Annotated in this window: 14 protein-coding genes; 5 read left to right on the top strand and 9 right to left on the bottom strand. The window is 41.7% G+C overall.

Annotation, left to right across the window (positions count from 1 at the left end; all coding sequences use genetic code 11):
• Positions 1 to 469: ATP-binding cassette domain-containing protein (locus ASD24_RS31190; protein ID WP_235540878.1), on the bottom strand; the 469-nt coding region annotated here is incomplete at its 3' end.
• Between the two features lie 792 nt (positions 470 to 1261).
• Here ASD24_RS31190 and ASD24_RS26240 point away from each other — a divergent pair.
• The 5 genes from ASD24_RS26240 to ASD24_RS26260 all read left to right on the top strand — a co-directional run bounded on the left by ASD24_RS26240 (position 1262) and on the right by ASD24_RS26260 (position 5057).
• Entirely contained in the window at positions 1262 to 2020 is a 759-nt protein-coding gene (locus tag ASD24_RS26240; protein ID WP_056702248.1) for an SDR family NAD(P)-dependent oxidoreductase, read from the top strand.
• A gap of 136 nt (positions 2021 to 2156) precedes the next feature.
• A complete protein-coding gene (locus ASD24_RS31195) occupies positions 2157 to 2363 on the top strand; it encodes an oxidoreductase (RefSeq protein WP_056702250.1) in 207 nt (68 codons plus the stop codon).
• Between the two features lie 190 nt (positions 2364 to 2553).
• Positions 2554 to 3552 (top strand): NADP-dependent oxidoreductase, encoded by a 999-nt coding sequence (locus tag ASD24_RS26250; RefSeq protein ID WP_056702839.1) that lies wholly within the window; start codon positions 2554 to 2556, stop codon positions 3550 to 3552.
• A 55-nt stretch (positions 3553 to 3607) separates the two neighbouring features.
• Positions 3608 to 4186 carry a TetR/AcrR family transcriptional regulator gene (locus ASD24_RS26255; RefSeq protein ID WP_056702252.1) on the top strand — a complete coding sequence of 193 codons (579 nt, stop codon included), beginning with the start codon at positions 3608 to 3610 and terminating at the stop codon, positions 4184 to 4186.
• A gap of 88 nt (positions 4187 to 4274) precedes the next feature.
• Positions 4275 to 5057, top strand: a complete 783-nt coding sequence (locus ASD24_RS26260) for an SDR family NAD(P)-dependent oxidoreductase (RefSeq protein WP_056702254.1) — start codon at positions 4275 to 4277, stop codon at positions 5055 to 5057.
• A gap of 181 nt (positions 5058 to 5238) precedes the next feature.
• Here ASD24_RS26260 and ASD24_RS26265 read toward each other — a convergent pair whose 3' ends face one another.
• The 8 genes from ASD24_RS26265 to mprF form a co-directional block, all read right to left on the bottom strand.
• Entirely contained in the window at positions 5239 to 5838 is a 600-nt protein-coding gene (locus tag ASD24_RS26265) for a class I SAM-dependent methyltransferase (RefSeq protein ID WP_056702255.1), read from the bottom strand.
• A gap of 33 nt (positions 5839 to 5871) precedes the next feature.
• Positions 5872 to 6912: a sensor histidine kinase gene (locus ASD24_RS26270; protein WP_235540882.1), complete on the bottom strand. Its 1041-nt coding sequence runs from the start codon at positions 6910 to 6912 to the stop codon at positions 5872 to 5874.
• A gap of 52 nt (positions 6913 to 6964) precedes the next feature.
• Positions 6965 to 7645 (bottom strand): response regulator transcription factor, encoded by a 681-nt coding sequence (locus ASD24_RS26275; RefSeq protein ID WP_056702257.1) that lies wholly within the window; start codon positions 7643 to 7645, stop codon positions 6965 to 6967.
• A gap of 90 nt (positions 7646 to 7735) precedes the next feature.
• Positions 7736 to 8317, bottom strand: a complete 582-nt coding sequence (locus ASD24_RS26280) for a class I SAM-dependent methyltransferase (RefSeq protein WP_056702845.1) — start codon at positions 8315 to 8317, stop codon at positions 7736 to 7738.
• 28 nt (positions 8318 to 8345) lie between these two features.
• A complete protein-coding gene (locus ASD24_RS26285; RefSeq protein WP_056702259.1) occupies positions 8346 to 8849 on the bottom strand; it encodes a DedA family protein in 504 nt (167 codons plus the stop codon).
• A gap of 163 nt (positions 8850 to 9012) precedes the next feature.
• Positions 9013 to 10098, bottom strand: a complete 1086-nt coding sequence (locus ASD24_RS26290) for a sensor histidine kinase (RefSeq protein ID WP_056702262.1) — start codon at positions 10096 to 10098, stop codon at positions 9013 to 9015.
• Between the two features lie 8 nt (positions 10099 to 10106).
• Positions 10107 to 10754 (bottom strand): phosphatase PAP2 family protein, encoded by a 648-nt coding sequence (locus ASD24_RS26295; protein ID WP_145053454.1) that lies wholly within the window; start codon positions 10752 to 10754, stop codon positions 10107 to 10109.
• A gap of 50 nt (positions 10755 to 10804) precedes the next feature.
• Positions 10805 to 13435, bottom strand: a complete 2631-nt coding sequence (gene mprF, locus ASD24_RS26300; RefSeq protein ID WP_056702265.1) for a bifunctional lysylphosphatidylglycerol flippase/synthetase MprF — start codon at positions 13433 to 13435, stop codon at positions 10805 to 10807.
• Between the last annotated feature and the right edge of the window lie 11 nt (positions 13436 to 13446).

Here is a 13446-nt window from a genome sequence, read left to right on the forward strand (position 1 = left end):
TCACGATTTTCCGCGCATGCAGATCCAGATGGTTCGTAGGCTCATCGATGAGCAGAAATTGATTATCCTTCAGGAACAAGGCTGCAAGCATGACTTTGGTCTGTTCCCCCTGAGACAAGGAATCGAAAGGCCGATACAGAACATCTTCCGATACTTTCAACAGGTTAAGCTCTCGTACGAGCTGCCAATGTAGGTATTCAGGATAAATGTCCTCGATGATATCGAGGGTCATCATACTCTTATCCTTTACCTGAAAAGGGAAGTATTCAAAGTTAACCTTAGCCGAAATCTGCCCACTGTACTCGTATTTACCAAGCAACAATTGCAGGAAGGTTGTTTTGCCTCTCCCGTTTCTGCCGGTAAAACCCAATTTCCAATCGGTGTCTAGCTGAAAGCTTACATTTTCAAATATATTATCGTAACTGCCGTCATAGGCGAAGGTTAGGTTAGTAACGTTAATTAACGACATAAAGATCATCCTTTTTATGTGAAATATAAAAGTTAGTCCGGCGGAGTAGCTACCAAGACATGGATTGCTTCACTTTTACATTTGAACATAATCAGAATTTCAGATGGTCTCTGAAATGAATGACGTTATCTAATGTTTGAGAAGTTTAGGTTAGTCAAAATTTTCCGATTACCCTTAGATGAAAAACACAAAAAATCCCCATTCTCCGGTGCTTTTTTGCGTAACATCAACCTAATTATACGTTGAAGAAACCTAGCGACTAAGGATTAGTGCCAAGTGACTCTATATAGTAGGAGGATAAAGTGCCGGATTCTGATTAGTTATGTTGTGAACCATGCCAATGTTGATGTTCGCTGACAGGTTCACATAAACATCTACGATTTCTAATTCAGTCATCACTCGATCCCCCTTTAAAAGCTTAACAATTTAATACAGAAAACGTAACATGGAACATAACTACGGGTCAAGGAATGACTGCCCTGCTATCCTAAGGGAGGACGACAAATTTTCCATCACTTGATCCCCCGAACTACTACCGATTCGTATGGTTATAAAATCCCAACAACGGAGTTCACCAGCATTACAGGTACTCATCGACGTCAAGTTATTTAATTTACGCTGTTTAAAAGCAAACAAACGAAGAATAAAAGGTTAAAATAATTCTTTACTGTTCGTTCTAGAAATGATATGCTAACAGCAAGTTAGATCTAACTGTGTTTTTTTGCACATTAAAGAACGATCGTTCTAAAAAACGGATTACACTAATCTAAAGAATATGAGGGAGAGAATAAGATGAAATACACCGTAATTACAGGAGCAAGTTCAGGAATTGGATATGAAACGGCATTGGCATTTGCAGCACGTGGTAAAAATTTGATTTTGGTAGCAAGAAGATTGGATAAGCTGGAAGAACTCAAAGCTACAATTCAGGGTGTTGATCCTAAAGTAAATGTTATTGTTCAACAAACTGACCTGTCTGTAACCACAGAGGCGTACGCACTGTATAACAATTTGAAGCAATACCAAATTGAAACGTGGATCAACAATGCAGGGCTTGGAGAAGGCTCAGTCATTGCTGAACAGAATTTGGATAAAGTGGAGACCATGCTACGTGTTAATATCGAATCTTTGACCATTCTCTCTACACTGTATGTGCGAGATTACGCGGATGTCGAAGGTACTCAATTGATTAACGTCTCCTCCGCCCTCGGATATGCCATTGCTGTGGGCAGTGTTGCGTATTCTGCATCGAAATATTACGTTAGTGCCTTTACAGAAGGTCTTGCCAAAGAATTGGAACTGAAGGGTGCGAAACTAAAAGCGAAGGTTATGGCACCAGCGATCACGGAAACAGAATTCGTGCAAAAATCACTAGACACTGAAGCTTTTGATTACAAAGCGAATATGCCCAAATACCATACAGCTAAAGAAATGGCGGGCTTCATGATCGATCTGTATGATCACAATGAAGTGGTCGTAGGAATTGTAGACCAGAACTATGAATTCCATCTGAGAGGCGCAATCTACCCGGTTATTTCAGAATTGAATTAATACATCTACAAAATCGTTAATGAAGAGGAGTGTATCAATACCCCCCATCATCGTCAACCGGTTGCTCCATCCGCAATCGCACCGGGTGTAGAAATGTTTACGGCCACAGGGATGAAGGATATCCCCGTTCCCCTATTTGATCAACCAATTTTTAGGAGGGGATTCGAATACACGCACAGATGATTATGGCGGATCTATAGAAAATCGTACTCGCTTCGCGATTAAAATAACGAGAGCCATCGTGGAGGAAATAGGCGCAGAACGAACAGGATTCCGTATTTCGCCAGGGACACCGCTGGGTGGAATTCAAGATGGTGAAGAAGGTCCTGAACTCTATCGCTAAGGTGCGCCACTAAATGAAGCAGATCCGACAACATTCTTTGGTTTGGGAAGTAAGGGCTACACGGATTATCCTACGTTGGAAGAATTAAAGTCACAAGAGGGGCAACACTAGCACCAAGCGTGAAACATGGCGTACAACTGAACATTGCGCGCCATGTTCCTAGTCTATAAGCAAAGGAAGAAGATAAATGATGAGAGCAGTCCAAATACGAAAATACTCCAAAAAAATCCAAGTGGAAATCAATGATATTGAGACACCTCAGATGCAGAGCCATGAGGTCCTCGTCAGAGTAAAAGCTGCGGGTGTAAATCCGCTGGATATCTTGAATATGAATGGCAGTGTTCGGATGATCGCAGACTATACGTTACCTTTTACTTTAGGGAATGAACTATCGGGTGTCATTGAAGCCGTTGGTGATGATGTTTTGAATTTTAAAGTGGGGGATTCGGTCTATGCCAGGTTGCCTCTGAATAAAATTGGTGCTTTTGCTGAATATGCGGCTGTACATGAGGATGCTTTATCCTTAATGCCTGATAATCTGTCTTTTATCGAAGCTGCTGCAGTACCCCTTACAGCCTTGACCGCGTATCAAGCATTGCATGATGTACTTCGGGTTGAACCCAACAAAAAACTGTTTATTCCTGGAGGAACCGGCGGATTCGGAGCGATGGCCATACCGATTGCCAAGTCCATGGGTTTAACGGTTATTACAAGTGGCAGCGAGAGAGGCAGAGCACGTACACTATCGATTGGAGCAGATCAATTTATTAATTATAAGACGGAGCATTATGCTGATATTCTGTCTGATATCGATTATGTGATCGACACCTTGGGTGCGGATGAAATCGAAGCTGAACTGAGCATTTTGAAGCCACAGGGGAAATTAGTTTCCTTGAAAGCGGGACCCAATTATCGTTTTGCAGTGGACAGTCATTTTCCGATGTGGAAAAGAGCATTGTTTGGACTCGTAGGTGCACGCCTGGATTCTTTAGCACGTAAGAATCAAAATGAATATCGCTTTATATTCGTGCACTCCAGTGGGAGACAATTACGAGAAATCACAACCCTTATAGAAAAAGAAGATTTCAAGCCCTCGATCGATTCCACATATACGTTTGATGATATTGAAAAGGCATTGATTAAAGTGTCCACGGGTCACTCCCAAGGGAAAGTAATTCTGACCTTTTAAATACCCAATGAGAACATGTTATTCAATGTTCGTTTTTTGAACAGGAGGGAAGCTAATGGCGAGAAGCAAAGAGTTTGAAGAGTTTGTTGTACTAGATAAAGCGATGAGACTTTTTTGGGAACAAGGCTATGAGAAGACGTCTATGACGGATCTGGTCAATCATATGGGAATTCATCGTAGAAGCTTGTATGATACATTTGGCGACAAACATACCTTGTTTCTAAAGTCAGTAGATCTGTATGATCAGAAAATGAGCTTCTCCCTTGCAACAGGCATAAAGCATTCTCAGACCGCAACGGAAGCACTTCAGTTGATATTTTCTTCTTTAATTCATGGAGAGAAGCATCCAGCATCAGGCTGCTTGCTTGTTAATTCGACGGTAGAATTGGCCGCAAGGGATGACGATATGAACAACCGATCGATTGAGATGTTTGCAAATACCGAGAATCTAATCAAGGACATTATTTTGTGGGGACAGCAAGAAGGTGAATTCACAACGGAGTACAACGCCGAGGTATTGGCAGAATATCTGCATAATGTAGGCGTTGGGTTAAGGGTGATGGTCAAGACTTCGATGACCAAGGAAAAACTGCTGCGTATAGCTATTCTATCCATGAATCTCATACTGAAGTAGTCTATTTTTTTCACTATTATAGAATGTTCATTCTAGTATCGATATTTCATTTGGACACATTTTATAGAAAAGAGAGGCAGGCAGCAACATGAGAAAAACAGTTCTAATTACAGGGGTATCGGGTGGGATCGGTAAAGAGTTAGCAGATCGGTTTGTCAAAGGTGGACATCATATTGTGCTTGTCGCTCGCAGCGAGGATAAAATATTGGATCTTGCACAGGAGTATGGGAAAAAATACGGCATTCAGGCGACGGTTATTGCCAAAGATGTAGCGGCACCTGGGGTACCACAGGAGATTTTCAATGAGCTGGAGGAAAAGGGAATTGTTGTTGACTATCTTGTCAACAATGCAGGCTTCGGCCTGTTCGGGACATTTATGGAGACGGATCTGGAACAAGAAGTCAATATGATTGACGTGAATATCAAAGCTTTAACCGTCATGACAAAACTGTTTTTGCCGGGTATGATCCAACGTGGATACGGCGGTGTAATGAATGTGGCTTCGTTGGTAGGCTTTTTCCCTGGACCGATGATGTCGGTATATTATGCAACAAAGGCATATGTGTTATCATTCACCGAGGCTTTGGAAAATGAAGTAAGCGGAACTGGTGTTACGGTGACAGCACTATGTCCAGGCCTGACATCAACCGGATTTGTTGATCGTTCGGGTATGGGTGTTTCGAAGATGCTGCAGGGTCCGATCATGGAAGCGGGACAGGTGGCGGAAGAAGGATATCGAGGCTTCCTGCGTGGCAAGACGTTAATTATGCCTGGAGCTCGGAACCGATTTATTGCCTTTATGCCGCGCTTGTTACCGCGTAAGATGATGACTCGCATGATTAGATCCTCACAAGACAAGACAGGACATTAAACATTAAAAAAGGAGCTGGTTGAAATGATTTTTTATGATTCCCCTCAGGAATGGACATATCCAATCCATATCAAGAATTCCATGACATAGATGAGGCATTTCATTGGCTGGCAACCGTAAAATGAGAAGGTAACAAAACATCATATGCATAAGTCAATTGAGTACTGTAGTAATAATGCAATCAGGTTTCCCCCGATTCTCTCGTTTCACTGTGTCCTTCCTCGTCCTTCTTACGACAAATATACACAAAAACAGGAGGGAAGCTGAAGGGCTCAAATTGGATTTTTTCAATCTCGAATAGTTCAGCTAATCGTTTCTTCATATGAAGTGAGTACTGGTATAACACTAACATGCCTCCAGGTCGGAGCGCTGTATGGATCTGTGACAGGATGTTTTGTCTCATTTCTCTGGAAAAGTTAAAAAAGGGCAGTCCGCAAATGATACAATCCAACTGATGCACATGTTCTTGATGGATCCTTTTCAATAGATAGGATGCATTCGAATGGAACATGAATTCAGGATATGTTTTCTTCAGGTTACTTCTCATTTTGGGGTCTCTCTCAAATAAAAACACGGTTGCAGATTGCGGTAATTGTGCTCTCGTGAGACGTGTGATGGCCCCAGTTCCTGGCCCCAACTCAGCAATGGTTCTAATCTCAGTCCATCTTACAGACTGGACGATTTTGTGGGCTAGAAATTTGGAACTGGGTAGGACACTTCCCACTCGTTTGGGGTTCTTTAAGAATCCTTGCAGGAAAAGAAGTGGTTCGGGTGTTTTCATCGCGGTATCCTCCGTTGTTGAATTCATGGTGTATCACTTGATGTTGGCAGGCAAGCTTAACCGGAACGTAAATACGTTATGCGTATGTTGAAGCGTTAAGGTGCCCTGATGTAACTCTGCAATATTTCTTGCAATCGAAAGACCCAGACCAGACCCCGTTTGAATGCCTTCGCTGCTCCGTGAGTAATCAACCTTATAAAAGCGATCAAACAGTTTATCTTTTTGCTCTGTTGTGAGCGGCGCTCCTTTATTTTCGACTTGAATGGTAATTTGCTCATGATGCACACTCATTCGAATGTGAATCACACCAGGTTTAAAGGAGTACTTCAGGGCATTCATGAGAAGATTATCGATAGCGCGAGCAAGCTTATCACTATCCACGCAGGCCATAATTGGGGCATTACCGATCTCTTTCTCGATATGAATACCATTCTCCTGAGCTAACGGTTCAAATTCAAACAACAACTGGTCTAAGAGCTGATATAGGTCAACCTTTTTCAGATCCAATTGGGTATCTACTGAGGTTAGACGCGTGTATTCGAATAAATCATCGAGCAGCTTCTTCAAATGCGTTGCTTTATTATAGGTGTTCTGAATGAAGCGGTCATACTCTTCTTTGTCTTGAAAGGATTCTGTTCTAAGAAGCTCAATATATCCGATTATGCTGGTAAGCGGTGTGCGTAGGTCATGAGATATACCCGTAATCATGTCCATCTTGGATTTCTCCAACTCACGTTCCTTGATCATCTGTAGCTGTAACTGTTCAGTCATGTGATTAATGTTGGAAGCGACTCGACCCAGCTCATCTTGTCGATTAACGGGTACCCGGTAGTCCAGATTACCCTCAGATATGAATTGAAGTCCTTGCTCCAAGCGAATAATATCTTTAACCATTCGACGAGTTAATAACAGAAAGGTTAGGATGAAAGTCAATATAAAAATCGGAGTAATGACATACGGAAGCGAATTACGGAACCAAGCCTGCTCCCAAGCTTTAAAAACCTCGATAGAAAGGAAAATGAGCATATTATTAAAGCCAGCAGCAGCAATGGTACTCAAAATAACTCGAATCAAAATGTTGATTTGAATTTTTTTCTTTCGATTTCGATGTAAGGGGTTAGATCGTTTAATCAATTTTATAGCCCACTCCCCATACTGTTTTAATATACTGAGGTTCTCTCGGGTTCATTTCCAGCTTTTCTCTTAGATTACGAATATGAACCATCACCGTATTATCCGAATATCCGTAAGGTTCTTTCCACACGGTTTCGTAAATCTTCTCGGAGCTAAATACTTGTCCAGGATGGCTGGCAAGCAACACCAGAATGGAAAACTCCAGTGGAGTTAGTGAAATGTCATTCTCTTTGAGCTTCACAGAATGTTTACTTGTATCAATAACAAGATCCTTAATCAGGATAAGAGAATTGAATTCTGCTTTGCCAATCAGTGTTTGACGCCGCAGCTGAGCCTTAACACGAGCCAGTAATTCTAATGGATTAAACGGTTTGACCATGTAATCGTCAGCCCCGGTAGTCAGCCCCGTTATTTTATCAATGTCTTCTTCCTTGGCGGATAACATAATAATGGGAGTGGTGGATACTTCTCTTATTTTGAAGCAGGCTTTAATTCCGTCCATAACGGGCATCATAACATCCAGTATAACGAGCTGTACTGATGTTGTTTTGATAATATTTAGAGCTTCTTCACCATTGGCTGCTTCAATGACGTGATATCCTTCGTTACGTAAATAGACATGAATGACATCTCGGATATCGGGTTCATCATCAACAACGAGAACGGTACTCATACTTCAACACTCCTTTTATGACCTGTTATAAATAAAATCAATATTCCTTATAGAGAGGATAACACCAGTGTAAGCGATAGCCCAGGATGTTTAAATTGTTTCCTTTTTGCGACAGACATAAACGAACGCAGGAGGGATATTCATAGGCACTAATTCTATTTTTTCGATGATAAAGTGTTCAGATAATGTTTTTCTCATTTGAAGTGAATATTGAAAGGCGATAAATAACCCTCCAGGTTTGAGTGCCTTATGGATCTGTTCTACCAACGTATTTCTTAATTCAGGCTCAAAGTTGAAGAAAGGCAACCCACTAAAAATATAATCCAGTTGCTGAACGCCTTCTTGATTCATGGACTCTACTAATCGAGCTGCATCTGGATAACAGGAGAATTGCGGGTATGTGGTGTGCAGATTATTCCTCATCGTTTCGTTCATCTCAAACAATAATACTTTGGTACGATCCTGCGCCTGTTGATGAATATAACGTGTGATGGCACCTGTACCTGATCCGAGTTCGGCGACTGCTTTTGCCTCTAGCCAAGAAGCTTGATTCACCATTTTGTTGGCGAGAAACCGGGAGCTGGGTATGATGCTGCCAACATGTTTAGGACTTTGAAGAAAGCTCTTCAGAAATAAAACAGGGTTATTAGAATTCAATTTGGGTTCCTCCATGCAGGTCATGATATGTGATTCAATCCGGTCAAAAATGAAATAATTGAAGCGTAGATAAGATGGGAGCGCCAAAGTAAGTTCCAGCCGTAAAATAGGTTATGCTCCAAAGTAAAGCACTGGAATATGAGATGAGAGCAAATTTTCTATACTGTACGCCGCTCAGTCCAACGACCAAAGGGAGAACATACCGTACGATTGGGATGAACAAACCAATACACATCGCCCAATTGCCGCGCTTATTCAGAATCAGTTCTGCCTTGACGAAGTGCTTGTTATGTTGAAATCTGTGTTTTATCTTGGATCCAAATAACTTTCCTGCAAAATAAGCGAAGGTAATGGCCGTTAATAGTCCTGATAAAATACAGAAGTATGTGATCCATGAATTGATAACACCCGTGTGGCTCAAAATGGCACCGCTGATAATTGTGATCTCATTCGGGATTGGAATGCCGAAAGGCCCTAACGAGAAGGCAAAATAAAAAATCAGATATCCATGCTGCTGAAGTAGCTCTAAGATCGTATTACTGATCATTGTTTTGCCTCCTCTCTTGTCGATATAGCAATCATAGTGAAAAAAACTAAGGAATTAATGAGTATATTTCTGAAGAAAATCTAAAGAATACATAAGTAAAACCAAACAACTACACAGAAAAAAAGCCCTGCCAGGTACTGGCAAGACTTGATAGTGTGGATAGTCAGGAGCATTGATGAAGTGGCAAAGTCACAATCATAATGTTGTTCTCGTCATTTAATGTTAACGTGCCACCTTGCAATTTGATCATCGTTCTGGCGATATGAAGACCCATTGCAGTTCTGGTATATATATCTGATGCATTGCTAGATGATCTATGCTGCTGCGTATGATCTATATGCTCACTGTTTTCATTAGAATGGGAGTAGAGATTGCCTTCAATTCCAATGACGAGCTGCCTGTGATCTATTTTGAAGATTAGGCGAATGATGCCTGGATGAGCAGAGTGTTTGAGCACATGATACAGCAGATTATGGAGTGCCATTTCTATTTTTTCATGGTCGATACAGGCCATAACAGGAGAAGGCGGAAATTCTTTTTCCACCATAAAGTCATCCTCACGCGCTATCGATATGAAGTCAGCAATGATTCGCTTCATAAGATGAACTACTTCGGTTTCTTTTAAATTCAGCTGGTGATCATGAGAGGATAGTCGGGCATGTTGGATTAAATCATTCATTAGATTTCGAAATTGAAAGGCTGCTGTATGTGTTTCGTGTACAATTCGCATATAATCTTCTTGGTTCGGAACTGATTTAGATTTTAATAACTCCATGTTTTGAATTATTCCTTTTAGAGGTGCGTAAAGCTCATTGGATATGCCTTCAATCCATTCCCTTTTGGCGGTCTCGCGCTCACGTTCCCCGATCATTTGTTCCTGTAATTGCTCCACTATGGAATGAAGTTGAGACGAAATTTTTCTTAATTCAACAAGCTGAAATGGAGGCACCCGGTAGCTCAAGTCCCCTCCCGAGATGATGTGTATCGCGTTGTCCAAAGTGGCAATTTCTTTAACAATGCGATGGGTCAGAATAAAAAAGGATATGACAAAAAAAGTAGTAAATAGGATAGGAACAAGGTATGCCAGATGAAATTGGAACAGATACAGCTTGGCTAGATGATGAAATGCGGTAAGTGGCAGCAGGGATATGAAGGTCATGAGAAAGGCCATCAGAAAACTGAAACCAGAACGGATAAGGATATGGAATCGAATACTATGCTTGCGATAAATCCATGGAAATTCTGTCACCGTTCATCTCACTCCAATCGAATCGATTTAACATGGGTTGAGAGTGAATAAAGGGTTATTCCAGCCAATTGGAAACAAAGCTCTCCAACCAGGATGCCACCTGCAATATCTACGACGACATGTTGTTTCACCAGTACGGTAGACATCATAATAAGAATGGAGAGGGTGGAAGTCATCGCCCATATCACTCGTCCAAATACTCGGGTTCCTCTAAGAATCAGATAACTGGTGAGCACATGAATACTTGGAAAACAGTTGTAGGGTTGATCGTTACGGTAGATGTAATTAACCATCGTGTAAAGAAAGCCTTCTTTATCCTGGATGTTTGGGCGCTCAATCGCTGTCTGGAACAGAGCGAAGAAGATGTATGAGATTACCAGACCGCTGCAAAGTGCAATTAGCGTTTGAAAATAGGTTCTCTTGTTCTTGAATGCAAGTGCTATTAATGCACCTGTAATGAACGGGTACCATAATACATAAGGAATGATAAAAGATGGGATAAAGGGGATCATGGGATCGAGTGTTGTCGCAAGACTATAGACATGATCCCCCGGTCGATTTAATATACCGTAGAAAATATTTAATATTGGAACTGCTGCTAGCCAAAGCAGGGAAAGCCAGGCCGATTTAGTGGATGACTGACTGAAACGGTTCAAGTGCTCAACTCCTATACAGATTTATCAATGTATCGGGTTCAAGAGAAATATCATTCGGGACAACGGGATACCAAGCGAACAAGATCAAGTGTAAGCATGGGAAGTGCCATCCCTGAAGGATAAGCTAAATATCGTGCGTGCCATTCCGGAGAGAATTTTTCTTTGTATCGACGCAATCCTTCAAATCCATACCAGTACCCACCATATTGGAAGACTAGACGTGCTAATTTTTCTTCACGATGTGAGTTCTGATTCTCACCCACGCTGGAGAGAGGGGACATTCCGAGATTAAAGTAAGAATAACCTTGTTCTTTGGCCCATTCGATCAATCGTACAAATAGCACATCCATCGTGCCGTTCGGTGTATCATTCAGATGGCGCATCAAGTCAATAGAGATGACCTTATTACGACTATAGGATGGAGCGAGCGTCGCAAAGGCCAGAATACGGCCTTGCGCATTACGAAGTAGTGTTAAGGGTGATCGCTGGATATAGGCTTCGTTGAACCACCCTAAAGAGTACGTTTTTTCTTTACGATCGCCAAGCCACTCGTCCGAAATCTGACGTAATTCAGATAATAACTCTGATGTATATGGCGGGGACAATACTTCAAAGATCTGTCCTTCGCGATCTGATTTATTTATAGCTGTGCGTAAGTTTTGTTTACTTTTCCCACTTAATGTAAAAGTATCTAGAGGTACCAGAGCTTCTTCGCCTAATTTGAAAAATTTGTAGCCATTCTCATGATAGATGGATAGATATTCAGGTGTGGCCTGATAAAAAACAATGGTCAATGCATAGTGATGCGCATAGTTCTGAAATTCTTGAATCGCAGCACCAACAAGGTTTTTATTGCCGATTGGATCACCAAGTACAATGAGTTTCTGACGTACTTGAGCGTAGGGAATCAGAACCTGATCATTTTGAGCCCAGTAAAAATTTTTGTCACCCAGATAGAGGAGATGTGTTAACAGATTACCCTCTTCTGTGGCGATAAACTGAGTGAATTTCTCGATATCTTCTTCAGCAGGGCGCATTTCTGTATAGCGAGACGGACGCAATGTGAAGACAAAAGCAAGCACAATCAAAGCTCCCATTAACCCACCAAGAGCTGTTAATACATAGTCGTGGGGATGTGACATCCATTGTTGCGCACGCATGGGCAGATGTTGCAAAATAGCTGGATGTAGATGTGAACCTATAATGTAATACGACAACGATGAGATTAGAGCAAGAAGCGTCCAAATCCAGAAGCTACGTGCAGATACACGGACACTTTCTCGATTAAACTGAGTAGGGGATATCCACAGAATGAAAGCCACGGTCAGTAAAATAAGAGCTTCTTCGTAATCAAAGCCTTTGGCAAATGTGAAAATAGCTCCTGCTGATAACAAAGCTCCAGTCCATAAGTAAGCTCGGCGAATACGCATGGATATCCCTCGTGAGATGACGATAAGCATGATACCGATGGTTACGGACAATTGTTCAGATAAGCGCATCAGCGATAAAGGTAACAGATGTTCCATGAAGCGCAAGCGATTCATAAGGCCTGGTGTAACCGCAGAGAATAGTAGAAGGACACCGCTAGCAAATACGAGCTTGCCAAGCACCCATGCACCCAGATCACTAAGCAAATTGAAACGGGACGGCCAATTCCAGAATCTGTCCCAAATGTTACGTATAGCATTGAAACAAGTCTTCATCATTTCAAGCCATTGCTCACGGTTTGGGCTCATCTCAAGCCCAGCCAACAACAGACCGATGAGCCAAGGAATGACAAAGTAAAACATGCGGAACAACAACAAAATCATTAGTGCTCGTGAAGGCTCAACACCTAATGTTTGCAGCCCAAGCAGCGCGATCAGATCAAAGGCACCAATGCCGCCTGGAGCCATACTAATGATTCCCGCAATGGCGGCTACAACGTATACCCCGAATACTGGAGCGAACGGTAAGGGATGCATATCAGAAAAAGCAAACAACCAAAATAATGTTCCAGCACATGCCCATTCCAGAACAGAGCAACCGAGTGAAGCAATAACCATGTTCCAAGGTAGCTTTCCATTGCCTTTATTAAACCATTTTGCGAATAGGGAGGATCGTTGCATGAGTAAGAAAAATGGCAAGTATAATGCAACTCCCCATACGCCGAGCCGAAGCCAGGGATGTTGTTCAAGTAGTGGTTCTACAGGCAAAATACCGATTAGTGCAAGACCACCCAGCAAGGACAGACCTACTAATAAGATAGGTGATAAAAAAAGGACAGCAGCCCCCATTGTTTTCATCGGAATACCGCTTTTCTTATAAAGAAATGCACGTAATCCTACACCGGTAAGACCTGCGAACCCAACCATATTATTAAATGTATTAGCGATCCAGGCATAGCGATAAGTGGTTATCCAATGAATATCGAGCTTAAATTGTTTTCGAATTAGAAAATCATACGTGCTCATGACAGATACGGCTATAAACGAAGCAATGATCAGTTGAATGATGACATGAACTGGCTTCATATGTACTTCATGAATAATGCTAGCTATGTTAATACGCTGAATCTCATGTCTACCGTATACATAGATGATGACCAGAATCGTTACAGGAATGAGCACTCTGATTATTTTGGATTGATAACAAGCTTTTAGAAACTGAAATAATTTAAGGTTTTGAAGCAAATCTTTCATTGTGTCTTGGA

This window comes from Paenibacillus sp. Root52 (genome assembly GCF_001426865.1).
Classification (GTDB): Bacteria; Bacillota; Bacilli; order Paenibacillales; family Paenibacillaceae; genus Paenibacillus.